Consider the following 26,509-nt stretch of genomic DNA (forward strand, 5'->3'; position numbering starts at 1 on the left):
AGTTGGTTAGAATACCGGCCTGTCACGCCGGGGGTCGCGGGTTCGAGTCCCGTCCACTCCGCCACTTATATTAAGCCTCAGTCGAAAGACTGAGGCTTTTTTCGTTTTGGTTACCTGACTTACCTTAAACCCACTTTCATATTGAAACCTTGCATCGAGAGGCAGGCTTCCCTCTGGCGATGCTTTCTAAGCCCTGTCATGAGTGAAGTGGAACGCAGTTTTGTGTGGTTTCTGCAGTCTCGAGCGCTAGTTTTGAGCCTCTTCATTCACCAAAGCTCCTTTTATTCGATATTAGAAAATCTAGTTATGTGACAGAGTTTAATTGTTTGAAGTGTCGCTTGTTTCTAATTTGAAAATAGGATGACTTTGAATACAAGTTTAGTCTCACTGAGATCAAGAGGGAGGGGGCTAAATTTCTGTTAAGGCTTTGATCTACTGAATGCTAGCTCAGTTTTATCTTGGTGAGGTTGCTAACCTGTTTGGGTTCTGAACGCAATCACCCTAAATGTCTCTTTCTCATAAAAATACAAACTCGCTCATTGCTAAGTATTGTGGAAGTTTAGCTTTGATGTTTGCGAGGAGCCTATATTGCCAAGGGAAGAGAAGTGATACAGATGAAAATGGGTAAATTAAAAGGCTCGTCTATGAATACTATCTATCGGCAATAGTTAGTATCTATGAAAATGTAGCGTAGCGATTCTTAGTATATTTGAGGGTATATCAAAGAATAAGGAGCATTCGTCCTTGAAGGGGAGTCTGAAAATTAGTTATGAAAAAAGCAGCTAGGTAGCTGCTTTTTATTTATTAAGTTACGTGTCTTTAAGAGTCCAATGGCTCCGTATGTTCCGGAGTGGTTATTGCTTGGTTATTCTCTTCCATCTTCTTCTCTTCTGCTTTTGCTTTTTCAATCATTGGAGTGATTGTTGAGCCTTGAATGAGGATAGAGAAAACAACGACGGAGTAGGTCATTACAAGAATAATCTCTTTTACATCGATTAACTTATCTTGAATCACCCAAATACCAGATGGAATGGAAAGTGCCATTGCCAATGCAAGGCCCCCGCGTAAGCCGCCCCACGTCAAAATACGCACTGACCATGGATTATATTTTCTGTAACGTTTAAAGCCTATGTAAGAAAGAAATACACTTAGATAGCGAGCTGCTAGTACAAGAGGGACCGAAATAGCCATCATGATCCAGTCTTCTTTGTGGAATTCAAATAGCAGCATCGACATACCGATCAGTAGGAATAACACACCATTCAAGAACTCATCAACAAGCTCCCAAAAATGGTCAAGGTGATCTTCACTCTCTTTTGAAAAGCCAATAAAGCGTGTCCAGTTGCCAATCATAATACCGGATACAACCATCGCGAGTGGGCCTGATACATGGATGTATTCAGCAAATGCGTAACCTGCTGTTGGGACACCAATGGTAAGTAACAATTCCATTGAGTGATCATCGGTGGCACTGATCAAGTAGTGGAATAGCAAACCGAGGACGAAACCATATGTGATACCACCGATAGCTTCTTGGATGAAGAGCAAGGTGACACTACCTACAGTTGGTGCCTCAGTGCCAAATGCAATCGTAAATAGAGTGACGAAGATAACCAAACCGAAGCCATCATTGAAGAGCGATTCTCCTTCAATCTGAGTGGAGATACGTTTAGGAGCATCTAGTTTTTTCACAATAGCCAATACAGCGATTGGGTCAGTTGGCGATATTAGAGCACCAAATAGTAAGCAGTAGACCAAATCAAATTGGATGCCAATTAACTGACAAAACCCATACAGTGCAAATCCAATAAAGAACGTGGAAAACAGTGTGGCTCCAAGGGCTAAAACAGTGATCTCCCACTTTTGATCTTTAAGGTTCGGGAGTTTGATGCCTAGTCCACCAGCAAATAGTAAGAAGCCAAGAATGCCTTTGAGCAAGAAATCTTCGAAGTTAATCCTTGTGACCGTCTCCGTCGCAATTTCGGTGAGATGGAACCAGTTGTTTTGACCCGCAATTAAGATTAGAAGTGAAAGCACCATTGAACCTGCAGTAATCGCAATGGTGGTTTGCATCTTTCCTATCTTGCTGTTTACAAAAGCAATTAGCATCGCAGCTGCGGATAGAAAACATAAAGTATGATAGACCGACATAGAGCTCTCTATTTGTAACATTTTATGAATGGAATTCTCGGCTGATGCTGCTTAAATAGCAAACATTTTTTCGTGATTATTTTGTAAGTTAAGAAGGATATAAAATAATCATTAATTCTACGTTTAGACGTCTAGACTCCTGAAGTTTGTGTGATAGGATGGAAAGATAACTAAAGGAATGAGGCTGTACTGTGGGAAGTAACGTAAGACAACAGATTGAAGCTCAATTGAAGCAACGTATTCTTTTGATTGATGGTGGTATGGGAACCATGATTCAAGGGTACAAACTTGAAGAGCAAGACTATCGAGGAACGCGCTTTGCGGATTGGCATTGTGATCTAAAAGGTAACAACGACCTGTTGGTTCTAAGTCAGCCTCAACTTATCAAGGAAATTCACGCTGCATATTTAGAAGCGGGTGCAGATATTCTTGAGACCAATACTTTTAACGCAACAACCATTGCGATGGCTGACTACGAGATGGAAAGCCTAAGTGAAGAAATTAACTTTGCAGCTGCCAAGCTTGCACGTGAAGTTGCAGACGAATGGACCGCAAAAACACCCGATAAACCACGTTATGTCGCAGGGGTTTTAGGGCCGACAAACCGAACTTGTTCTATTTCTCCTGATGTAAATGACCCCGGATATCGAAATGTTTCTTTCGACGAGTTAGTTGAGGCTTACTCTGAATCGACTCGAGCGCTTATTAAAGGTGGTTCAGACCTTATTCTTATCGAGACCATCTTCGATACGCTTAACGCTAAGGCTTGTTCATTTGCTGTTGAAAGTGTGTTTGAAGAGATGGGGATTGAGTTACCTGTGATGATCTCGGGGACTATTACTGATGCTTCCGGTCGGACATTATCCGGTCAAACCACAGAAGCGTTTTACAACTCATTACGTCATGTTAAACCTATTTCGTTTGGTTTGAACTGTGCACTTGGTCCAGATGAGCTGCGTCCTTATGTTGAAGAGCTCTCTCGTATATCAGAATCTTTTGTTTCCGCTCACCCAAATGCTGGGCTTCCGAATGCATTCGGCGAATACGATTTGTCGCCAGAAGATATGGCTAAGCATGTTAAAGAGTGGGCTCAAAGTGGCTTTTTAAACTTGATTGGTGGGTGTTGTGGTACAACTCCTGAGCACATTCGCCAAATGGCACTCGCGGTTGAAAATATCGCCCCTCGTCAATTACCTGAACTTCCCGTTGCTTGTCGCTTGTCTGGCCTAGAGCCACTCGCTATTGATAAAGACTCTTTATTTATCAATGTCGGTGAGCGTACGAATGTAACCGGTTCTGCGCGTTTTAAGCGCTTAATTAAAGAAGAGCTGTACGATGAAGCGCTCGATGTGGCTCGTCAACAAGTTGAAAATGGCGCTCAAATTATCGATATCAACATGGATGAAGGCATGTTGGATGCACAAGCTTGTATGGTTCGCTTTTTAAACCTTTGTGCGTCAGAACCTGAAATCTCAAAAGTACCAATCATGGTTGACTCTTCCAAGTGGGAGGTTATTGAAGCCGGTCTTAAGTGCATCCAAGGCAAAGGCATTGTTAACTCGATCTCTCTCAAAGAAGGCAAAGAGAAATTCGTTGAACAAGCTAAGTTGATCCGCCGTTACGGTGCGGCTGTGATTGTGATGGCGTTTGATGAGATTGGGCAAGCAGATACACGTGAGCGCAAAGTAGAAATTTGTACCAACGCTTACCGAATTCTTGTTGATGAAGTGGGCTTTCCACCAGAAGACATCATTTTTGACCCAAACATTTTTGCCATTGCTACGGGGATCGAGGAGCATAATAACTACGCGGTGGATTTCATTGAAGCCGTTGGCGATATCAAACGTGATTTACCACATGCGATGATCTCGGGTGGTGTTTCTAACGTCTCATTCTCTTTCCGTGGCAATAACTATGTACGTGAAGCGATTCACGCGGTGTTCCTCTACCACTGTTTTAAAAATGGTATGGATATGGGGATTGTGAATGCGGGTCAGTTAGAAATCTACGATAACGTGCCTGAAAAATTGCGTGAGGCTGTGGAAGATGTCGTTCTTAACCGTCGTGATGACGCCACTGAGAGATTGTTAGATATCGCGGCGGAATATGCAGGCAAAGGGGTAGGTAAAGAGGAGGATGCCTCTGCACTTGAGTGGAGAACTTGGCCTGTTGAAAAGCGCTTAGAGCACGCGTTAGTGAAAGGAATAACTGAGTTCATCGTTGATGATACCGAAGAGGCTCGTGTCAAAGCTTCAAAGCCATTAGAGGTGATTGAAGGCCCACTAATGGATGGGATGAACGTCGTCGGAGACTTGTTTGGTGAAGGTAAAATGTTCCTTCCTCAGGTCGTAAAATCTGCCCGAGTGATGAAGCAAGCAGTCGCGCATCTCGAGCCCTACATCAATGCAGAAAAGCAGGTGGGACAAACAAACGGTAAGATTTTGCTAGCGACGGTCAAAGGTGATGTACATGATATCGGGAAAAATATCGTTGGCGTTGTATTGCAGTGCAATAACTACGAAATTATCGATCTTGGTGTCATGGTTCCTTGCGAAAAGATCTTAAAAGTAGCGCAAGAAGAAAACGTCGATATTATTGGTTTATCAGGGTTGATCACGCCTTCATTAGACGAAATGGTGCATGTTGCAAAAGAGATGGAGCGTCTCGACTTTAACTTACCTCTTCTCATCGGTGGCGCAACAACGTCAAAAGCCCATACAGCAGTTAAGATTGAGCAAAATTACAAGCATCCAGTGGTTTACGTGAACAACGCCTCACGTGCAGTGGGCGTATGTACTTCTCTTTTGTCAGATGAACGTCGCCCTGAATTTGTTGAAAAACTTGAAGCTGATTACGAACGAGTACGTGATCAACATAATCGAAAGAAACCGAGAACCAAACCAGTGACATTAGAAGCTGCTCGAGCGAATAAAGTTGCTATCGATTGGGAAGCTTACACCCCTCCAGTGCCTGTTAAGCCTGGCATTCATATCTTCGATGATTTTGATGTGGCTATATTACGTCAATACATCGATTGGACACCATTCTTTATGACTTGGTCACTTGTGGGTAAGTATCCAACAATTTTCCAACATGAAGAAGTTGGTGAAGAAGCAAAACGTTTATTCGAAGATGCCAACGAGTTACTTGATCGAGTTGAGCGAGAAGGCCTGTTAAAAGCGCGTGGAATGTGTGGCTTATTCCCTGCTGCGAGCGTGGGGGACGACATTGAAGTTTATGCTGATGAAACTCGTACCGACGTTGTGAAAGTATTACGTAACTTGCGACAACAGACCGAGAAACCAAAAGGATTCAACTATTGTTTATCCGACTACATCGCATCTAAAGAGTCGGGTAAACATGATTGGATAGGGGCATTTGCTGTCACTGGTGGTATTGGTGAACGAGAGCTTGCTGATGAATACAAAGCACAGGGAGATGATTACAACGCAATTATGATTCAAGCGGTGGCGGATCGCCTAGCCGAAGCGTTTGCTGAGTATTTGCATGAGCGTGTCCGTAAAGAAATTTGGGGTTATGCTGCGGATGAAGATTTATCTAACGATGATCTCATTCGTGAAAAATACCAAGGTATTCGCCCTGCACCAGGTTATCCAGCGTGCCCTGAGCATACTGAAAAAGGACCGCTTTGGGAGCTACTTAATGTGGAAGAGAATATTGGCATGACTCTAACCTCCAGCTATGCAATGTATCCGGGCGCGTCAGTCTCTGGTTGGTATTTCTCTCATCCTGACTCACGTTACTTTGCGATCGCACAGATCCAAGAAGATCAGCTAGAGAGTTACGCCGATCGTAAGGGGTGGGATAGGATCGAGGCTGAAAAATGGTTAGGGCCAAACATTAACGGTTAAATTGATGTTTACCTCGTCCAAATGTAACAACTAATGAAACGACAAAGGGCTGCAGATACGCAGCCCTTTGTTTTATTGAGTTGAACTTACTTCTCAAACAACTCAGTGTGGAGTTTTTGTATGGCTTGTTTCGATACTGATTCATGGAGCAAGAAGCATAAGTTGTGAGGGCTAGCGCCATAACAAATCATGCGTAGGTTAAAATCTTCTAGCGTGCCAAAAACCTGTTTCGCGTAGCCTTTACTCTCACTCATGTTGTTACCAATTAGGGCAACGAGGCATAGGTCACGTTCAACTTCTACCTTACATAACTCTTCTAACTCTTCTCGTACAGCTTGCGGCAGCTGCGGCGCGCCGCCGGATGTATCGGTTTGATCAAGTGTTAACGATACACTGATTTCAGATGTTGTGATCAAATCGACAGATATCTTATGCTTTGCAAGGATCTCAAAGACCTTTGCTAAGAAGCCGTATGCGTGGAACATATTGGCGCTGCGTAGCGTTACCATGGTTTGGTTACAACGCAAAGCTAGCGCACGGAATAACGGTGAGCTTTCGACTTGGTGGCGAATCCAAGTTCCCCCTTTTTCAGGCTCTTTCGATGACCCCACAAATACCGGAATGTCGTGGCGCAATGCAGGTACTAGCGTAGAAGGGTGAAGGATTTTAGCGCCAAAGTTAGCCATTTCTGAAGCTTCACTAAAGCTGATCTCGGGAATTGGTGAGGCTTTTGGTGCAATTCGCGGGTCTGTTGTGTAGATACCCGGAACATCAGTCCAGATTTCTAGCCCTGCCGCTTTAACGCTCTCAGCAATTAAGGCGGCGCTGTAATCGCTGCCCCCTCGACCTAATGTTGTTGTATTACCGGCTTCGTCAGATCCTATGAAGCCTTGAGTAACAACAACGGATTGTTGGCAAAGTGGTACGAGTTTATCTTGCGCAAGCGTCGAAATTGCTTCAATGTTTGGCTCCGCGCGACCAAAGTTGTCATCAGTACGCAGCACATCGCGGATATCAAAGCGCACTGCTTGAATGCCTCGCTCACACATTAACTGAGTTAGAATGTGCGTCGACATGAGTTCACCACATGCGACTAAATGATCGGTTAACTTCGCACTAGCTTGGATAGATGCAGCCTCGGCCAGGCTGGTTACGGTATCTAATATGCCATACACCTCGGCAGCAGTTTTCGTGCTGTCTTCGAGCTGAGTTAAAATGGCGTCATGAATGTTGGCCAGATTTTGCAGCAGCTCAGTACGGTGCGTTTGATCCTGAACGCCGTTGGCGAGTTCTACCAATAGGTTGGTGACGCCAGAGCAAGCGCTGCTCACGACCAGGCGAGTATTTGGATTGTTTTCGATAATGGTGGCGCAACGACTCATTGCCTCAAAGTTGGCAACACTGGTTCCACCGAATTTAGCTACGTTAAATGCGCTCACTGCGTTCTCCCACGACTTCCTAAAAAATTGTACATCCAATGTTTAGTGAGAAAAGGAACAGAGCAAAAAGAGAGGTATTTAGAATGCTATTTGAAAAATTTACCCTCAGAAGCCCTTCATCAGACTGCGCTGATGACAGTTGATGGGATTCAGCCCAATTCAACCGACAAGTCAAATCCTGCAACTTTGACTTACCTCGGCACTACTCCCCCTCAATGATTGGTGTTGGAATTGCGGTTCCACAAATCATCTACCTGGGTAGCGCTCCTCTTCTACATAAAGCTCAAACATTGAACGGTTTTGAGGCCTTAATGTCAATCAATATTTCAACCTTTATGGTGTTTTTTATTAACGATTTTGTGACACTGGTTTGACCTCCATACTTACGGCTAATTGCTGATAGAGGAAAAATCTATTAGGGTGAAGAACCCTACACCTGAGCCATGTTATTGAATAGAACTTTTAGAATGCTCAGGATAAAAGATAATCAAGGAGCTGACATGTCGATCCAAAGCTTTATTCCGCCTCACCGTATTTTAATGGGACCTGGTCCTTCTGATATTTATCCTCAAGTGTTACAAGCACTAAGCCGTCCTACTGTAGGTCACCTTGATCCTCTGTTTATCGGTATGATGGATGAGCTCAAGCAGCTATTGAAGTATGCCTTTCAAACTGACAATGAATTCACTATTGCGGTTTCAGCGCCAGGTAGTGCAGGGATGGAAACCTGCTTTGTAAACTTGATCGAGAAAGGCGATAAAGTGATCGTCTGTCGTAATGGTGTATTTGGTGAACGCATGCGCGAAAATGTCGTCCGTGCTGGTGGCGAAGTTGTTATCGTCGATGATGAATGGGGGACACCTGTTTCCATTGATAAAGTCGAGCAAGCACTCGAACAGCACCCAGATACAAAAATTCTTGCTTTTGTGCATGCGGAAACCTCAACTGGTGCAGTCAGTGATGCTCAAGCATTGGGTAAGCTGGCGAAACAGCATAATGCATTATCTATTGTTGATGCGGTGACATCGCTTGGTGGTGTGCCGTTAAAAGTGGATGAATGGCAACTGGATGCGGTTTACTCTGGTAGTCAAAAATGTTTGTCATGTGTACCTGGGCTCTCACCAGTGACGTTTTCTCCTGCCGCGATTGAAAAGATTCAAGCAAGAACAACACCAGTACAGAGTTGGTTCCTCGATCAGAGTTTAGTTTTGGGGTATTGGAGTGGAGAAGGCAAGCGTAGTTACCATCATACGGCGCCAGTTAATAGCTTGTATGCGCTTCATGAAGCTTTATTGATACTGAAAAATGAAGGATTAGAAAACGCTTGGGCTCGTCACCAACTGATGCATGAAAAACTCAAAAATGGCTTACAAAAGTTAGGCTTTGAATTTGTTGTGGACGAAGCCCATCGGTTGCCACAATTAAATGCGATTTACGTGCCTGAAGGAATTGATGAAGCAAAAGTTCGTGCTCACTTGCTAGAAACCTATAACCTAGAAATTGGTGCAGGCCTTGGGGCATTAGCTGGTAAAGCGTGGCGTATTGGCTTAATGGGTTACGGCGCTCGATCTGAAAACGTTGCGCTGTGCTTAAAAGCGTTAGAAGAGTCACTCACTGAATAAAATCATACAGCAATGAGATAAAGAAAAGCGAAGGTCATCCCTTCGCTTTTTGGTATTTATTACTCAGCTCCTGAAGTGGGGGCTGGTGAGGCAGAGATTGCTTGAGAAGGTGGTTGGTAATTGACGTCACTGAAATCAATCTTCGGGAACAAAAACTGCGCTTCAGCTCTAATTTGCTCCGCTTTACTTGAGTCATCTAAGCCTTGGTAGGCCAAAATCAAATTATTATAAAATGCAGGGCGAGGCTTATCTTTGATGATTTTTAGCGACCAATTGATATAAGGCTGAATCAAGGTTGCGTCTTGTTGGTACAGCCCAAGGTTTAAAAACGTGCTATAGACATCCCAATCAAACCTGTCTTTCCAAACCACAGGGTTACTGACTTGATTCAGAATATCAGGGTTAGTTGGTCTAGTGGTCTCAAACTTCGTCAATACATAGTTCGTATGTAATGCGCTTACCATGTAAAACGTAAACGCAACGGGAAGTACCAAACTAAAAACACGCAGCAAGCTTTTGGTCACATTACTAAAGCCGACTTGTCGATAACGAGAGACGCGCTGATCGACCCAGTACAGTAGGATAACGAAGATCAACCAATGCACGAGAGAGTGGTAGAAAGGGTATTCCAGTTGTGAGTGCAATATGATAGGTATAAACAAGGCCAGCAACGCAAGACGAGTTCCGCGTTTGGCTTGATAGATTCGATACAGTACCAGTGCCATCGCTAAGAAGATGCCGAGTATTGGCAGCAAGCCACCTTCTACTCCCCAGTAAAGTAGCTCATTATGCGGATGATCCATTGCTGGCAAACCAGCTGGGTAATTCTCATTTAGGGCATGTTGACGAGCCGTATACAGCATGTACTCAGATTCAAACTTACCATATCCATAACCAGTAAAAGGCTTTTCAATCACCATGTCTAATGTTTGCGGAAAAGTATACGCTCGAGGAGACTCCATATTTACTTTTTCTGCGGCTAACCCACCCCCATCAGGAAAGGCAAGATGCATGACAACGACTGAGAATAAGAGCCCACTTACAAGTGACACAACCCAGCGGATAAAGCGCCCTTTGGTTGCAAAACGGTACATGTATGGAATGACCAACAACACGGCGATGACCGAGGCTAACCAACCAGTGCGTGAAGCCAACGCCACAATTAGTGGTAAAGTTAAAACTGGCACGGCATAGAGAAGGTAAACATCGCTTAACTTACGGTCGTATTTGTAGGGCTGACGTGCAAGTAAATAGCTGGCAATCACCAACCCTGTCGCAAGAAAGCTGGCCATTACATTGGGCTGTTGGAAAATACCATAAGGACGATTGGCCACCGTGTCGTAACCAAACGGATTGCCTGGTTTGAGATGCAGATATTGTGTCAAACCAAAAATGGCTTCGATAACAACCGCAAGGACAATGAACCATAATAGGCGTTGGCGATGTTTATTACTGAAATGAAATTGTTGTAAAACAATAAAGAACAGGACACCACACCACAGGCCTATGAGCTTATTGGCTGCCAAGCTGCTATTCGCATTTGGGTACAGAATGGGCACTGTCATGATAAGGGCACTAATGAACAAGCCGATGGTTAGTTTTGAGTAACGTAGCACTCGATTATTCGCGAGTTGGTAACACCCAATGCCTAATGCAAAGCTAAAAGCAATCCAAGTTGTCGCATTGAACGAAAGCGAAAGCCCCGAACCGCCGGGGTTGGGCATGAAAAAGTGCATTGCCAACACAAATAGTGTTGCCAAGGCAATGAGAAACTTGCGATTGAGGGGAACCTGTACTTTTTCGGGAGAAAGCTTTGTTCCACTTACATGTATAGTAGCCATAGTTATTGCGTTGTTTTGAATGAAAAAAGACCAGCACTTGCTGGTCTCGATACTTTACCTGTTTTTTCTACTTCAACATAGGCTTGAGGAAGTGAGCTGTGTGCGAACCCTCGATTTGCGACACATCTTCCGGAGTGCCTTGAGCGATTATCTCGCCGCCACCCTGACCCCCTTCAGGACCAAGATCGATAATCCAGTCCGCAGTCTTAATGACGTCCAGGTTATGCTCGATCACCACGACAGTATTTCCGTGGTCGCGAAGTCTGTGCAGTACAGTGAGCAACTGCTGGATATCATGGAAGTGAAGGCCGGTTGTTGGTTCATCCAAAATGTACAAGGTTTTTCCTGTATCACGTTTGGATAGCTCTCGCGCCAGTTTCACACGCTGTGCTTCACCACCGGAGAGTGTTGTTGCCGCTTGACCCAATCGTATGTACGACAAACCGACATCCATCAGTGTTTGTAGTTTGCGAGCGATGGCAGGAACTGGATCGAAGAAGGTGCGTGCATCTTCGACCGTCATTTCTAGCACTTCATCAATAGTTTTACCTTTGTAACGTACTTCGAGCGTTTCACGGTTGTAGCGTTTACCTTTACACACATCACATGGCACATAAACATCTGGTAGGAAATGCATTTCTACTTTGATAACACCGTCACCCTGACAGGCCTCACAACGACCACCGCGTACGTTAAAACTAAAACGGCCCGGTTTGTAACCGCGAGAACGCGACTCCTGTGTGCCTGCAAACAGTTCACGGATTGGTGTAAAGATCCCCGTATAGGTTGCAGGGTTAGAGCGAGGTGTACGGCCAATTGGGCTTTGATCGATATCGATGACTTTATCGAAGTGCTCTAGACCTTTAATCGATTTATAAGGTGAAGGCTGAGCCGTTGTCGCTCCGTTAAGTTGGGTATGCGCAATTTTAAAGAAAGTATCATTAATCAGCGTTGATTTACCTGAGCCAGATACTCCTGTAATACAGCTGAATAACCCAACAGGAATTGAAAGATTAACGTTTTTAAGGTTATTACCTGTAGCGCCTAATAGCTCAACCGTTTTTTTCGGATCTCGCGGCGTGCGATCTTTCGGTACTGCGATTTCTTTAACACCACTTAAGTACTGACCTGTCAGAGAATTCGGATTCGCGACTATCTCTTCCATGGTGCCTTCCGCAACAACATTACCACCATGTATGCCAGCACCAGGACCAATATCTATGACATGATCTGCACAGCGAATCGCATCTTCATCGTGTTCTACCACAAGTACGGTATTACCTAAATCGCGCAAATGAGTCAGTGTTTTTAGGAGTCGTTCGTTATCACGCTGGTGGAGGCCAATCGACGGTTCATCTAAGACGTACATGACACCAACAAGACCTGCACCAATTTGGCTTGCTAAACGAATACGTTGAGCTTCACCGCCTGATAAGGTTTCTGCACTGCGTGATAAGTTTAGGTAGTTCAAACCGACGTTAACTAAGAATTGCAGGCGGTCGTTGATTTCCTTCATCACTTTTTCAGCGATTTGGGCGCGTTGACCTTCCAGTTTCAAGGAATGGAAGAATTCCAATGCATCAGCAATGCTGAGTTCAACAATCTCAGGTAGTGTCGTATCAGCAATAAACACGTTACGTGCTTCAAGGCGTAGACGAGTACCGCCACAGCTTGAACAAGATTTAGTGGAGATGTATTTCGCGAGCTCTTCACGGACAGAGTTGGATTCTGTATCACGATAGCGACGTTCTAGGGTATTCAGAATACCTTCGAATGGATGGCGCTTAACGCGAATATCGCCACGATCGTTGATGTATTTAAACTCAATCTCAGTACGACCAGAGCCCTTTAGAATGACATCTTGCGTTTTCTTTGGCAGAGAATTAAAAGGGGCATGGAGGTCAAAACCATAATGATCGGCCAATGAGGTGAGCATTTGGAAGTAGTAGTAGTTCTTTTGATCCCAACCGCGAATCGCACCTTGTGCCAAGCTTAATGAATCATCTTGAATGACTCGGCTTGGATCGAAGTATTGTTGAACACCCAAGCCATCACAAGTGCCACATGCTCCAGCAGGGTTGTTGAATGAGAAAAGTCGCGGCTCTAACTCTTGCATGCTGTAACCACATTGTGGACAAGCGAAGTTGGCGGAGAAAATAATCTCTTCACCGTCGCCATCCATTGGCGCGACAACTGCAATTCCGCCTGATAATTCGAGTGTTGTCTCGAAAGATTCGGCCAAGCGCTGTTGTAAGTCTGGACGAACTTTAAAGCGGTCTACCACAACTTCAATGGTGTGCTTTTTATGTAGTTCAAGGGTTGGAGGATCGGAAAGATCGCAAGTTTCTCCATCAATACGCGCACGAATAAAGCCTTGAGCCGCTAAGTTCTCAAGCGTTTTAACATGCTCACCTTTACGTTCTTTGACAATAGGTGCCAATAGCATCATTTTGCTGCCTTCCGGCATCTCTAGGACTTTGTCCACCATTTGGCTGATGGTTTGCGCAGCAAGAGGAGCATGATGCGTTGGACAGCGGGGTTCGCCCACACGAGCATACAATAGACGTAAGTAGTCGTAGACTTCGGTAATTGTACCGACGGTTGAACGCGGGTTATGAGAAGTAGACTTCTGTTCAATAGAAATCGCGGGTGATAACCCTTCAATGTGGTCGACATCGGGTTTTTCCATCAGAGACAAAAACTGACGAGCGTAGGCAGAGAGAGACTCTACGTAGCGTCGTTGGCCTTCTGCATACAATGTATCGAAAGCGAGAGAGGATTTACCGGAGCCACTTAGTCCAGTAATGACAATCAGTTTATCGCGAGGGATTGTAAGATTAATGTCTTTAAGGTTATGGGTTCGGGCACCGCGAACTTCTATTTTATCCATCGTTTTTGCTCTATGTATAACCAAGTGGGGCAAGTATTACATAGTGTGAGAAATGTGCAAAGAAAATTACTGGATAAAAAAACAGTAAAGTAAAAAGCCCAGCTTTGTGCTGGGCTTTCGATACAGTAATTTCGTACTACGACGATGCTTTATACAGCTTTTTGTGTTGCGTGCTTACCTAGCTCAGAGGTTTTTTCATCTTTTAGATACAGGTTTTCAAAACAATAGTTAGTTGCTTCGATGTAACCTTCAACGCTACCACAGTCAAAGCGTTTGCCCTTGAATTTGTAAGCCAACACACAGCCCGCTTTTGCTTGCTTCAGCAGCGCGTCAGTGATTTGAATTTCACCACCTTTACCAGGTTCGGTGTTTTCGATCAGTTCAAAAATATCGGGAGTCAGGATGTAGCGGCCAATGATAGCAAGGTTGCTAGGCGCCGTGCCTTTCTCTGGTTTTTCTACCATGTCGTCTACGCGATAGATGTCGTCTTTGATCATTTCACCAGAGATAACGCCGTATTTGTGCGTTTCTTCGGCTGGTACTTCTTGTACTGCAACGATAGAACAGCGGAACTGCTTAAATAGTGCCACCATCTGAGCCAGTACGCCCTCTTGCTCGTTCACACAAAGGTCATCAGCAAGAACAACAGCAAATGGCTCATCGCCTACCAATTCTCGTCCAGTTAGAATCGCGTGGCCCAAGCCTTTCATTTCGCGTTGACGTATATAAGTGAAGTTTGCAGATTCAATGATTTCACGGATATCTACCAACAGCTCTTCTTTGTTGGTACCGCTAATCTGATGTTCCAGTTCGTAGTTCTTATCAAAGTGGTCCATGATCGAGTGCTTGCCACGACCTGTCACAATACACATGCCGTTCATACCAGCTTGGATTGCTTCTTCGACACCGTATTCAATAAGCGGTTTGTTAACGACTGGCATCATCTCTTTTGGCATAGATTTCGTTGCCGGTAGGAAGCGTGTGCCATAGCCTGCAGCAGGGAACAGACATTTTTTTATCATTGGGGGAATATCCTATCTCGTTTTTATCAAGAATCTGCGCATAACTTTAACACGAGAGGTATCAATGAATCATGAATAAAGTAGGAAAAAATGTGAGACTCGGTGCGGAAAAAAGATGAGCGACTCGTCATTTCAGTTATCAGAGCCGCTAACATTGCATCACGACATTAAGTTTTGGTCTGCCCAGGCGATTGCCTGTACTCGGTTCTTTACGGATAGCTTTTTGAATATCTGATACAAGTGCGATTTGATGGTGAATTCACTGACGAATAACTCTTCGGCCATCTGACTGTTCGAGGCGCCAGCTTGTAGGCAACGCAGTACTTGTAGCTCACGAATGGTTAGGTCTACCGTAGCTGGTGCAGTATGAGTATTAATGACATTGCGGTAATAGTGTAAAAGTTGACTGGTTACATTACGCGGCAGCCAGTTTTGACCGTTAACAATGCCTTTTAACCCTTCTCCAATTTGCTCTAGCGTATCTTCAGAATAAAACACACCTTTTAATTGACCAAATGAAAGAAGTTCATCTGTGGTTAGTCTTTTAGGCACGTTGAAGACAACGGTTTCAAAGTTTTTCCATACAAGAGGCAAATTTTTGATCGATTGAACAAGTGATTTATGTTCACTGAAGTCGATCAGTAGAATTTTATTACGGTGTTGTGGCTTGGCTTCCATGAGTGCTGCGGTTGAAATCACCGGGATGCTCATATCAACGTACTTTTCGAGTGCCGCCACTTTTTTTTGCGCATTATCTTCCATACTGATCAGAAATAGCTTTCTTGCGTAAGCCGACTTTCTCACGTGTTCCAATCTCCCTGGGTTCAATAGAAGCCATAAACTGGCATTAAAGAGAGGCCATAACCATCGCTTTACTGAATAAATGCGTTCGAATTCAAAGCTTCACGAAACGATGTCTGCAATGCGAATCAAAAATGCTACACACGTAAGTTGAAATACGATTTGGGTTCTAGAGGATGACTCAATAGATCACAATGGTATTAGACTTTAATCAAAACATTAAAGCGTGCTATTCTAATGCGCTAAAATTTTATATATCCAGAGTGAAACGGAGCACATCATGGCCAGCCGTGGAATTAACAAAGTTATTTTGGTGGGGAATCTAGGTAACGACCCTGAAATTCGTTACATGCCGAATGGCGGTGCAGTAGCAAACATTACTATTGCGACTTCTGATTCATGGCGTGATAAAGCGACTGGCGAACAGCGCGAAAAAACGGAATGGCACCGTGTTGTGTTGTTCGGCAAACTTGCGGAAGTAGCAGGTGAGTACTTGCGTAAAGGCTCTCAAGTTTACATTGAAGGGCAACTGCAAACTCGCAAATGGCAAGATCAAAGTGGCCAAGATCGCTACTCAACTGAGGTAGTTGTTCAAGGCTTCAATGGTGTTATGCAAATGCTTGGCGGTCGTGCTCAAGGTGGCGGCGCACCAATGGGCGGTCAACAGCAGCAACAAGGTGGATGGGGTCAGCCTCAACAGCCAGCTCAGCAGCAGTACAATGCGCCTCAGCAACAGCAACCACAACAACAGGCTCCGCAGCAACCACAGCAGCAGTACAATGAGCCACCAATGGATTTTGACGACGATATCCCGTTCTAAATTCTGCTTATGCTTGAATCGAAAAGGCCGCGAATATCGCGGCCTTTTTTATTGTCGCAATCTAATGATTTCACAGGCTTCTCTTGGCAAGGTTAGGCGTAACAATAAAACTTATCAATGAGTGTGATTTTCTTTATGCTCCAGCCTCTCACTATCAGACTAATCCGATTGTTTGATGAACTCTTATCAAGTATAAATATTTCAATAAGGTATATGATGAATAAAAAAGGAATTTGGTATTCATGAGGTATACCCCAACTCTTAAGTTAAGCACACGGCTGGTGGCCTTTGTCACCATGATCGTTATCTGCGCCATGTTTATCTTGTTTGTCGGTGGCACCCTCTCTTTTAAACGTCTTGGGCAGGAATATCTCACCCATTATTTAGAAGGGATCGTAGAGGTGGTCGACAAGGAGATGGAAGATCCTGACGCCGCTTATTCTATGCAGCGCTGGATGCCGAAAATGCTGCAGGCTTCCAATATTGTCGAAATGACGTTGTCGACCAACAACGCCGTTGTTTATCGCTTCAAAGATACTTCTCATCAAATGGAAGCGTCAGTCTTGTTTGAGGCTGAGTACCAGTTGACTCACAATCAAGATTACACGATTCACTTTAAAGCAATTCCCCCTTACTTAGGTTACAGCTACTCAATGCAGGCGCTTTGGTCGATCACGCTTGCCGTTATATTGATCATCTTCTGCTTAATGCGCGGCGTGGCATGGCTTAAAGAGCAATTAGAAGGCTCTGAAATGCTCGAAGAGCGAGGCAGAATGATCCTGGCTGGTAGGGTGGAGCAGTATGCCAAAGGTGACAAAAAAGAATGGCCTTACACCGCCAGTGAAGCGCTCGATGTATTAATCGAAGAGTTACAAGATGCGCGTCAAGAGCGAAGCCGATTTGATACCTTTATTCGAACTCAAACCTTCCTTGATAAGCTAACCGGTACCGCTAACCGAGTGTTATTTGATAGCAAGTTGGAATCGGCGTTACTAGAAAGTGGGGCTCGCGGCGCCGTGTTGCTAGTGCGTATTCAAGACTGGAAACTGGTTGAAGAAGAGCAAGATAAGCAAATTACGGATGAGTTTATTGTTGAAGTTGGGAGTTTATTGTCCAATTTAGTTCAACGATACCCAGATGTTGTATTTTCCCGTTATTACGATGCTGATTTTGCGCTTTTTCTACCGCACCAAAGTGCGAAAGATGTGGCTAACCTTGCCTCGCAATGCATTCGCCAGTTAGAAAAGTTAATGCCGCCAGAGCCACTTGATCCAGACAACTGGTGCCATATTGGCATCACCACTTATAAAGAAGGTGAGCGACACAGCCAAATCATTGATGAAGCCGAGACTGCTTTGCGTAGTGCGCAACTACAAAATAACAATAATTGGAGTCGCTTCAAAAAATGGAACCACGATGAAGAAGCTCGCGGAAGTGTGAGGTGGAGAACGTTATTTGACACAGCACTTACACCTGAAAGTGTGATACTCTACGCACAATCTGTGCACCCAATAAGTGACGCGACGCATAAAAAATCATTATATGAAGAGTTAACATGTCGGATTCGCGATCCTGAGAATGGGATTGTTAAAGCGTCTCGGTTCATTTCTGCGATCAGACAGGTTGGTTATGAAGCGCAAATGGATAAGTCGGTTATTAATAAATTCTTAAGAGAGTTTAAGGATAATTTTGATAACTCAAGATCGTATGCGCTCAATTTGAATGTAACGCCATTTTCTAACCGAGAGTACTTTAAATGGTTTCGTGATGAACTCTTACAGTTGTCACGTGAGCAGAGAAAGTGTCTCAGTTTTGAGTTTGTTGAAGCACAATTTGTAAGACACTTAGACTTTATGCGACCAGTCGCTAAAATGCTGGCCGGTTTGGGGTGCCACTTAATGGTTGGGCAGGCTGGGCGTACCATCGTCAGCACTCACTATTTAAAAGAAGTGGATATTCGTTACCTTAAACTTCATCGCAGTTTAGTAGCAAAAATCGACCAACGACATGAAAACCAGCTATTTGTCCGCAGTATGCTAGGTGCGGCGGCAAACAGTAAAACTAAAATTATAGCAGTGGGAATTGAGAATCAGAACGAGCTCAACACATTAATTGAGCTCGGGGTTTATGGTGGGCAAGGGCGTTACTTTTCTGCGGAGCAGCAGTTTCTTCCTCGTCCCCAAGCGTTGCCGAATTCTCAATCAGAATCCCAAGTTAAATTGGGAAGACGAAATCGCTGGCGGAAAAAATAAAGATAATAATCATGGATTTCAAAGCACTATTCGACAAGCTTAAGCGATCATCTAGTGGTGATCGCTCCTGCTTTTTGGTTATTCAGCCAGACGCCGTTTATTTATCATCTTCAATCAAAAGTAGTCGTCCATACCAATTTGATATTTCTGAGTCCAATTGGGAAAAAGCCGTTGAGCAAGCATTGAGCGTTGCAGCGAGTACGTATGATTCATTAACGGTTATTCTTTCTCATAACTATTACCAGATGTACCAAATCGACAAACCGGTCATGCCGCGTCAAGAATGGCCAGCCGCATTACCGTTTTTGTTGAAAGAACTGATCTCTGAGCGTGCTATCGACATTATTGCCGATGCGGTCGAGTTACCGAATTCAACCAAAGTGCAAGCATACGTCTTATCGCGAAAAATATTGGATAAGATTGTGTTACTGGCCAGTCGAGCCCAGTTACCATTAGAAGCCATTCTTCCTGAAGACGATATTTGGGGAGAGACTGCTGGTGAACTAGGAAACTTCCTATTATTACAACGCAGTGTGCGTGGTCATTTCCGTATAAGCGCTTTTGTCGAAAATACTATTGCGTTCCACCGCTCTATTCGCAGTGTGACGCCACCGTTAACGGGGGTTCCGTCTAGCGATTTACAGATGGACAGTCTGTCGTTAGAACTGCAACGTTCGATTGACTATCTTTCATCTCAGTTACGCCACGTGCAATTACATCAATTGAAAGTGTGCTGTGATGAAGAGGATGAGAGCGAGCTTGTTCAGGCTCTGAACTACCGTTTAAGTACTAAGGTTTCACCGTTATTACCACCAGAACATGAGCTATCAGGACATGTTTTGGCTGACACTGCGGCTACTTCAAATACTCGACGCGTCAACTTATATCCCGATTACTTAAAGCCGAAAAAAGAGCTCCTGACGCTAAAAAATATCGCGTTATCTTGGGGCGTTGCGGCGGCTGCAATTCTATTTTCTTACGGTTATGTCACTTGGCAGAGCAGCGGTTTGGAAGATGAGATTGCTATTGTAAAAAGTAAAGGCGATATCATGAAGTCAGAGCTTGAACGTTATCAAGTCAAGCTACGTAAACATCAACCTGACAATAATAAGCTGGCAGCTAAAGCCCGCTTAGAGCGTGAAGTCAAGGCGAAGCGAGACTCGCTTAAAGCTGTCGGGAAATACGATGACTCGCAACGCACGGGTTACTCTGGCGTGATGCAATCATTAGCGAAGCTAGGAAACCAAGAAATTTCTTTGTCCGAAATTCGAATCAATACCCATACCTTAGACCTGAAGGGGCTAGCGAAAAAACCGAGCTCAGTGCCAAATTGGGTCAGCCAATTTAAAAACGAAATTAGCTTGGTTGGTCGAACGTTTGACGGCGTCAAAATAGGTCGAAATGATAAGGATATTGTGACGTTTGAACTAAAAACGCGCGAGGATAAAGAGAAATGAACGAATTCTGGCTCTCATTAGAAGGGCGCTTTGGCGAAATGAGTACGCGTGAAAAAGTGCTCACCGCATTGTGCGGTTTAGTTGTTGTGATCATGTTGCTCTTTACGCTGGTATTGGAGCCAAAGCTTAACGAGATCATCAGTAATGAGAGGCAACTAAGTAATTTAAAGCAAGCCAATCAAAAGATTGAAATCGATACGCTACGTATTCAGGCGCAACTTAAGAAAGATCCAAATGCTGAGATTGATCGCGCGATATCTAATCTGTTAGCTGAGAGTCAGCATCTTTCGATGCAATTAGCGGAGATCATCGAGCATCTTATTACACCTTCGCAAATGGCTGAGCTGCTTGAAAATGTGTTGGAGCAGCAAAGTGGCATTCACCTTTTGTCTCTGCAAACCTTGCCATCTGAGCCAATAACGGAAGATAAAGAAGCATCGCAATACTCTGGTTACTACGTGCATCCTGTTCGTATGGAACTGACTGGTGACTATTTTTCTATTGCTAATTATCTGAATAAATTGGAGAGCCTTCCTGCGAGTTATTACTGGCGCAGCTTTAGTTATAAAGTCGAAGAGTACCCGAAAGCGAAGCTTGTGTTAGAAGTCTACACACTAGGATCTAGAGAGGAGTTTATTGGTGGTTAACAAACTCATCATCTCATTGCTTGTTATGGCAGCGGCAGGAACCGCTTGGGCAAACCAGGACCCAACGGCCCCACTTGGTTGGGAAAAGCCAGCGGTTGAAACGTCAGCGAAACCAAAAGTTAAACGGTATCGACTGCCTAAGCTCAACAGTATTGTGTGTAAGCCAAGTACTGATTGTATCGCGATTATGGATAACAAACTTGTCGAAAAAGGCGAGCTATTTAAGGGTTATCGCGTCGCGAGCATTAATAGTGAATTTGTAACTTTAAAGCGTGGTAACCGTCAGTGGGACCTAGAGCTTTTTGATTTAAACGTAAAACAATAATAACCAGAGCCCGATCAGATATGCGCAAATTAGTTGTAGGAATAACGATTGCTTCTTTAATGGGATGTTCAATGGGTCATCGGAATCCAGTGGAAGTTAAAGAAGCGCTCAATGAATCGATCAATCAAGCGAACAGCCGCACATTGGAAGAAATCCCTTCTTCTGTTGAGGCAGACTTGATGCCAAATTTAGACTCGAACGTTGCATCAGAGCAAGGCACCTCGAAGCGTTTTCGTATTCAAGCGAATGCGGTCGATGCAAGAAGCTTTTTCGCCTCATTAGTGAAAGGCACTGAGTACAGCGTGGCGATTCACCCATCGGTACAAGGTAATATCACCGTCAACTTGTCAGATGTGACATTGGATGAAGTTCTGAATGTCGTACAGAATATGTATGGCTATGACGTGGTGAAGTCTGGCAAAGTTATTCAAATCTACCCAGCAGGTATGCGTACTGTGACCATTCCAGTCGATTACCTGCAGTTCAAGCGTTCTGGTCGCTCATTAACCAGCATTGTTACGGGCTCTGTAACCTCGGCTGGTACGTCTAATTCTGGTGGTAGCTCAGACAGTTCTGACTCGTCAGACTCTAACAATGGAAACAACAACGATAGCTCGACCACATCTACGGGTGGTACACGCATTGAAACCATCACTGAGAGTGACTTCTGGCCTATGCTGCAGCAAGCTGTTGCGAATCTAATTGGTTCAGGCAAAGGGCAAAGTGTGGTTGTAACGCCACAAGCGGGAGTTATTACGGTTCGAGCATTTCCAGATGATATTCGCGAAGTACGCGAGTTCTTAGGTGTATCGCAGGAGCGCATGCAGCGCCAGGTCATTCTTGAAGCTAAAATCCTAGAAGTGACGTTGAATGATGGCTACCAACAAGGCATCAACTGGTCAAACTTATCGGCGTCAATTGGTAACTCGGGTAGTATCGTAGTCAACCGCCCTGCATCGGCATTACCACCATTGGATGCGATTGGCACGCTCTTGGGCGGTCAAACCAACGTGACTATTTCGGATGGTAACTTCAATGCAGTGTTGAGCTTTATGTCTACGCAAGGTGACTTGAACGTCCTTTCGAGCCCTCGTATTACCGCTGCCAACAACCAAAAATCTGTCATCAAAGTCGGTACCGATGAGTACTTTGTTACCGAGCTATCGAGTAATGCAGGCAACGGTGAAAACTCAAATGCAGTTCCTGAAGTGGAACTGACGCCATTCTTCTCGGGTATTTCCCTCGATGTGACTCCGCAAATTGATAACAAAGGCAATGTGTTCCTGCATGTTCACCCCGCAGTTATTGAAGTTACAGAAGAAGTGAAGCAATTGAACTTGGGCGGAGATTTCCAAAACATCCAACTGCCATTAGCGAAAAGCTCTATTCGTGAATCAGACTCGGTTATTCGTGCTAAAGATGGCGATGTTGTGGTTATCGGCGGGTTGATGAAACAGCAAAATCGTGAGCTTGTTTCTAAAGTCCCATTTTTGGGCGATGTACCAGCATTGGGGCATTTGTTCCGCAACGTGAATAACGTAACTGAGAAAACAGAATTGGTCATCTTGCTAAAACCGACCGTAGTTGGCGTGAACTCTTGGCAGAAAGAGCTAGAGCGCTCTCGTGATCTGCTGCAAGAGTGGTTCCCAGATGCGCAATAAGCGCTGGGAAAGGTTCTGTTTTTCAATAGGTTTGTGATTCGAGTATGTACTTGTCACACTTTGGATTCCGAGTTCAGCCTTTTTCGTTAACCCCAAATACAGAAATGTTCTTGGGGTTAGTCCCTCACTATGAGGCGATCCAAACCATCCTAGCCGCCGTGCAAATGGGAGAAGGGGTGATTAAGGTGACGGGAGAAGTAGGCACTGGAAAAACCATGGTATGCCGTAAGCTGATCGAGCAGATTGAATCTGAAGTTGAGCTTATTTACTTACCCAATCCAGTGTTGAATGGGGAACAGTTGCAGTTTGCTGTCGCCAGAGAGTTGGGTATCGAGAACGATGATCCGCTGCGTATCGTTTCCCTCATTCAAGAGCACTTGATTCAAGTACATGCCTTGGGAAAGAAAACCGTCTTGATCGTTGATGAAGCGCAAGCTCTTTCCCCACAAGCTTTAGAAACATTGCGTCTATTTGGCAATCTAGAAACGGAACAAGATAAGCTCATTCAATTGGTGTTATTCGGACAACCTGAGTTGGATGAAAGATTAGCTAACCATGAGCTAAGGCAATTTCGTCAACGCATTACGTTTAGTTGCCAGTTACGTCCTCTCTCTATCGATGAAGGCGTGGCTTACATCAATAATCGTTTAGATAAAGCAGGCAATGGGGCGCACATTTTTTCTATTGAACAGAAAAAAGCGATTTGGCGTTCATCCATGGGGATTCCGCGCTTGATAAACCAAATTAGCCACAAGTCGTTGCTTGCTGCATTTAATGATCGTTGCACACTATTAAAAAATCATCACGTTTACGCCGCTATGCACGATACGTTTGATGCCCGTAAACCTAAGTTTAAAACACCCGTATTTTGGGGATGGAGTCAACCTTGAGTGCCATCAATAAAGCATTATCAGAACTTGCTGAAAAAACATCGCCGTCAGAGCTTACTCGTGCGGAGATTCCAAGTGTCTCACGCAGTAAACCTTGGCTTTGGCTTGTCGCCGGTTTTTCGTTAAGCCTTGCGGTTGGTAGCTGGGCGGTCTCTCGCGGTCCTGTCCCTTCAGGCGAGCTATCACAGTTTCAAACCGACGCTATGCCACTGTCGTCTGTGAATGTCTCACCAATTGTTTCATCGGAGCGCACTCACTCGCCAACGAGTAAAATGACGCCCGATACAACTCATGTGGTTTACACCAAACCAGCCACGCAGCCAGTAGCGCAACAGCCTCACATGCAAGAGACTGATAGGTTCACGCCAAGATCTGAGATAAATACCGCCTCTGAAGAGGCAGTTTTACTCGCGCAGTTAGCAACGATGCCGAGCGAGGAACAATACGATCCCGTAACCCACACGACATCAGAAAACAGCTCAATGCGTATTGAGCAGGTTGAGCTTACACATCGTCAGCTTTCTCTTAAGGCAGTTAGTCGAGCGGAAAAAGCACTCGATGCTAACGATATGCAAACGGCGTTATCGGCTTATGCCGAGGCGTTGCGTTATGAGCCAATGAATGCAGACACGCGTCAAAAGCTATCAGCGTTGTACTTTGGTAAAGGTGACACGCGTAAAGCATATGAGATTATTCAAGAAGGTATCAACCTAGATACGAACAACCAAGTACTTCGCTTGGCCTTGTCTAAGTTGTTAGTGAAAGCTAATCAACCTGAAGCGGCGCTGAGCCCGCTTGTTCATTTGCCTCCAGTACCAAGTCGAGATTACTTGGCGATGCGTGCGGCATTGGCACAAAAACACAAGCAAAATGACATTGCGCTTGAGAGCTATCAACTCCTAACTCAGCGTGAGCCGGAAAACGCGCGCTGGTGGTTAGGTTTGGCTATTCAACAAGAGCGCGCCCTGGCTTTTACTGCCGCGATCAACTCTTACAACCAAGCTCTGGGTAAAGTTGGCATTTCGAATCAATCGCAAGCATTTATCCGTGACCGTTTGAGCATCTTGAAAGAGTTGGAGAGCGCACAATGAAAATTCAGTTGAGAAAACGCTTGGGCGATCTTCTGGTTGAGGAAGGTATCGTCTCTGAAGAACAAATCCAGCAAGCACTAAACGCACAACGCAGTACCGGGCAGAAGCTAGGGGATGCGTTAATTGACCTTGGCTTTATTACCGAAAAGCAAATGTTGGACTTCTTGTCTCAGCAGCTTGGTTTGCCACTGATCGATCTTGGTCGTGCACCTGTGGATGCCGAAGCCGTGCAGATTTTACCTGAGGTACACGCACGTCGCTTACGTGCGATGGTCGTTGCTCGAAATGGGGACACACTGCGCGTTGCTATGAGTGACCCTGCGGACTTGTTCATCCAAGAATCATTGATGAACTTGTTAGGTCAATACAACCTTGAGTTCATTGTTGCTTCAGAGCGTCAGCTTATTTCAAGCTTTGACCGTTATTACCGCCGTACTAAAGAGATAGCCTCCTTTGCTGAACAGCTGCATGAAGAGCATAAAGATGTACAAAGCTTTGATTACGGTATTGATGAGGCCGACAGTGAAGAGGTTACCGTTGTAAAGCTGGTTAATTCCATGTTTGAAGATGCGGTACAGGTTGGAGCTTCGGATATTCATATTGAGCCAGACGATCAAGTATTGCGTTTACGCCAGCGTATTGATGGCGTATTGCATGAAACGCTCTTAAATGAAGTGAATATTGCATCGGCTTTGGTTCTTCGACTGAAGTTGATGGCACACCTAGATATTTCTGAAAAGCGCTTGCCGCAAGATGGCCGATTCAATATCAAAGTTCGTGGCCAATCAATTGATATTCGTATGTCGACGTTACCAACGCAGTACGGAGAATCCGTAGTAATGCGTCTGCTTAACCAGTCCGCTGGTTTGCGTCCGTTAGAAGAGTCGGGCTTGCCGCCAGACTTGCTTGCTCGCTTACGTCGACAGTTGGCGCGTCCGCATGGCATGATTTTGGTTACCGGGCCGACAGGTTCCGGTAAAACCACCACGCTTTACGGCGCATTGAGTGAGCTCAACGAACCTGGGAAAAAGATCATTACAGCAGAGGACCCGGTTGAATATCGTCTGCCTCGCATCACTCAGGTACAGGTTAACAGTAAGATCGATCTAACTTTCTCGCGTGTTCTGAGAACCTTTTTACGTCAAGACCCAGACATCATTCTTGTTGGTGAGATGCGTGATCAAGAGACGGTAGAAATTGGTCTGCGAGCTGCACTAACGGGTCACTTAGTATTGAGTACTCTCCACACCAACGATGCTGTCGACAGTGCGTTACGTATGATCGATATGGGTGCGCCGGGTTACTTGGTTGCTAGTGCAGTCAGAGCCGTGGTGGCGCAGCGTCTTGTGCGCCGAGTTTGCCCAGATTGTAAAACAGAAGACCACTTAGATGAGTCTCGCCAGCAGTGGTTAGCTGGGCGTTTCCCAAATCAAGTTAGCACCATTTTTTATAAAGGCGCAGGTTGCCAAAACTGTAACTTGACTGGTTATCGAGGCCGAATCGGTGTGTTTGAAATGCTCGAACTTGAGCAAGAGATGATGGATAAATTGCGCGCCAATGATGCGGTTGGCTTTGCGCAAGCCGCGCGCCGCTCAGAAAACTATAAGCCACTGCTTGCTTCTGCAATGGAACTGGCGCTACAAGGCACCGTCAGTTTGGATGAAGTGATGACCCTAGGTGAGGGTGATGCTTCTGGTAAGACTGATCCCATTTTCATATAGGTAAGTG

General features: G+C 44.8%; 17 protein-coding genes and 1 riboswitch. Of the genes, 11 read left to right on the forward strand and 6 right to left on the reverse strand.

All coding sequences use genetic code 11. The annotated features are described in order from the left end of the window. Window positions 1–819: 819 nt before the first annotated feature. Window positions 820–2,151, reverse strand: a complete 1,332-nt coding sequence (locus R7Z47_RS18215) for a cation:proton antiporter (protein WP_031781147.1) — start codon at window positions 2,149–2,151, stop codon at window positions 820–822. A 191-nt stretch (window positions 2,152–2,342) separates the two neighbouring features. Between R7Z47_RS18215 and metH the strand changes: the two genes are divergently transcribed. Continuing rightward, window positions 2,343–6,023: a methionine synthase gene (gene metH, locus R7Z47_RS18220; RefSeq protein ID WP_262607053.1), complete on the forward strand. Its 3,681-nt coding sequence runs from the start codon at window positions 2,343–2,345 to the stop codon at window positions 6,021–6,023. An 86-nt stretch (window positions 6,024–6,109) separates the two neighbouring features. On the opposite strand, the gene lysC is transcribed toward metH, so the two are convergent. Continuing rightward, on the reverse strand, window positions 6,110–7,462 hold the full coding sequence (lysC, locus tag R7Z47_RS18225) for a lysine-sensitive aspartokinase 3 (protein ID WP_053350596.1): 1,353 nt from the start codon (window positions 7,460–7,462) through the stop codon (window positions 6,110–6,112). Window positions 7,463–7,563: 101 nt separating this feature from the next. Next, window positions 7,564–7,742: riboswitch (Lysine riboswitch) on the reverse strand. A gap of 220 nt (window positions 7,743–7,962) precedes the next feature. On the opposite strand from lysC, the gene R7Z47_RS18230 reads away from it, so the two are divergent. Beyond that, a complete protein-coding gene (locus R7Z47_RS18230; RefSeq protein WP_017821323.1) occupies window positions 7,963–9,084 on the forward strand; it encodes a pyridoxal-phosphate-dependent aminotransferase family protein in 1,122 nt (373 codons plus the stop codon). 59 nt (window positions 9,085–9,143) lie between these two features. Here the strand turns inward: R7Z47_RS18230 and R7Z47_RS18235 are convergent, their stop codons facing one another. From R7Z47_RS18235 to R7Z47_RS18250, 4 genes are all read right to left on the reverse strand, one after another. Further along, a complete protein-coding gene (locus tag R7Z47_RS18235) occupies window positions 9,144–10,925 on the reverse strand; it encodes a PglL family O-oligosaccharyltransferase (RefSeq protein WP_262607052.1) in 1,782 nt (593 codons plus the stop codon). A gap of 67 nt (window positions 10,926–10,992) precedes the next feature. Continuing rightward, entirely contained in the window at window positions 10,993–13,815 is a 2,823-nt protein-coding gene (uvrA, locus tag R7Z47_RS18240; RefSeq protein WP_262607051.1) for an excinuclease ABC subunit UvrA, read from the reverse strand. Between the two features lie 149 nt (window positions 13,816–13,964). Next, window positions 13,965–14,837, reverse strand: coding sequence for a UTP--glucose-1-phosphate uridylyltransferase GalU (gene galU / locus R7Z47_RS18245; RefSeq protein WP_005381239.1), 873 nt, complete (start codon window positions 14,835–14,837; stop codon window positions 13,965–13,967). A gap of 159 nt (window positions 14,838–14,996) precedes the next feature. Further along, window positions 14,997–15,641 carry a LuxR C-terminal-related transcriptional regulator gene (locus R7Z47_RS18250; RefSeq protein ID WP_005381237.1) on the reverse strand — a complete coding sequence of 215 codons (645 nt, stop codon included), beginning with the start codon at window positions 15,639–15,641 and terminating at the stop codon, window positions 14,997–14,999. 277 nt (window positions 15,642–15,918) lie between these two features. Between R7Z47_RS18250 and R7Z47_RS18255 the strand changes: the two genes are divergently transcribed. The 9 genes from R7Z47_RS18255 (at window position 15,919) to R7Z47_RS18295 (ending at window position 26,502) form a co-directional block, all read left to right on the forward strand. Next, window positions 15,919–16,458 carry a single-stranded DNA-binding protein gene (locus tag R7Z47_RS18255; protein WP_005387798.1) on the forward strand — a complete coding sequence of 180 codons (540 nt, stop codon included), beginning with the start codon at window positions 15,919–15,921 and terminating at the stop codon, window positions 16,456–16,458. Window positions 16,459–16,700: 242 nt separating this feature from the next. Continuing rightward, window positions 16,701–18,710 carry an RNase E specificity factor CsrD gene (gene csrD, locus R7Z47_RS18260; RefSeq protein ID WP_005381201.1) on the forward strand — a complete coding sequence of 670 codons (2,010 nt, stop codon included), beginning with the start codon at window positions 16,701–16,703 and terminating at the stop codon, window positions 18,708–18,710. A gap of 11 nt (window positions 18,711–18,721) precedes the next feature. Further along, the gene (locus tag R7Z47_RS18265) at window positions 18,722–20,167 is read left to right on the forward strand and encodes an MSHA biogenesis protein MshI (protein ID WP_318130379.1); all 1,446 of its coding nucleotides are present in this window, start codon (window positions 18,722–18,724) and stop codon (window positions 20,165–20,167) included. Next, window positions 20,164–20,814 (forward strand): type II secretion system protein GspM, encoded by a 651-nt coding sequence (gene gspM / locus R7Z47_RS18270; RefSeq protein ID WP_005381197.1) that lies wholly within the window; start codon window positions 20,164–20,166, stop codon window positions 20,812–20,814. The genes R7Z47_RS18265 and gspM overlap by 4 nt, the downstream gene beginning before the upstream one ends. Further along, window positions 20,807–21,139 carry a hypothetical protein gene (locus R7Z47_RS18275; protein WP_005381196.1) on the forward strand — a complete coding sequence of 111 codons (333 nt, stop codon included), beginning with the start codon at window positions 20,807–20,809 and terminating at the stop codon, window positions 21,137–21,139. The genes gspM and R7Z47_RS18275 overlap by 8 nt, the downstream gene beginning before the upstream one ends. A gap of 20 nt (window positions 21,140–21,159) precedes the next feature. Further along, window positions 21,160–22,800, forward strand: coding sequence for a pilus (MSHA type) biogenesis protein MshL (gene mshL / locus R7Z47_RS18280; RefSeq protein ID WP_033907420.1), 1,641 nt, complete (start codon window positions 21,160–21,162; stop codon window positions 22,798–22,800). 44 nt (window positions 22,801–22,844) lie between these two features. Further along, window positions 22,845–23,690, forward strand: coding sequence for an ExeA family protein (locus tag R7Z47_RS18285; protein WP_005381192.1), 846 nt, complete (start codon window positions 22,845–22,847; stop codon window positions 23,688–23,690). After that, on the forward strand, window positions 23,687–24,781 hold the full coding sequence (locus R7Z47_RS18290) for a tetratricopeptide repeat protein (protein WP_025767599.1): 1,095 nt from the start codon (window positions 23,687–23,689) through the stop codon (window positions 24,779–24,781). Before R7Z47_RS18285 ends, R7Z47_RS18290 begins: the two co-directional genes overlap by 4 nt. Then, the gene (locus tag R7Z47_RS18295; RefSeq protein ID WP_005381188.1) at window positions 24,778–26,502 is read left to right on the forward strand and encodes a GspE/PulE family protein; all 1,725 of its coding nucleotides are present in this window, start codon (window positions 24,778–24,780) and stop codon (window positions 26,500–26,502) included. The genes R7Z47_RS18290 and R7Z47_RS18295 overlap by 4 nt, the downstream gene beginning before the upstream one ends. Window positions 26,503–26,509: the final 7 nt, after the last annotated feature.

The sequence above is a fragment of the Vibrio sp. 1641 genome (assembly GCF_033339995.1).
GTDB classification, from domain to species: Bacteria; Pseudomonadota; Gammaproteobacteria; order Enterobacterales; family Vibrionaceae; genus Vibrio; species Vibrio alginolyticus.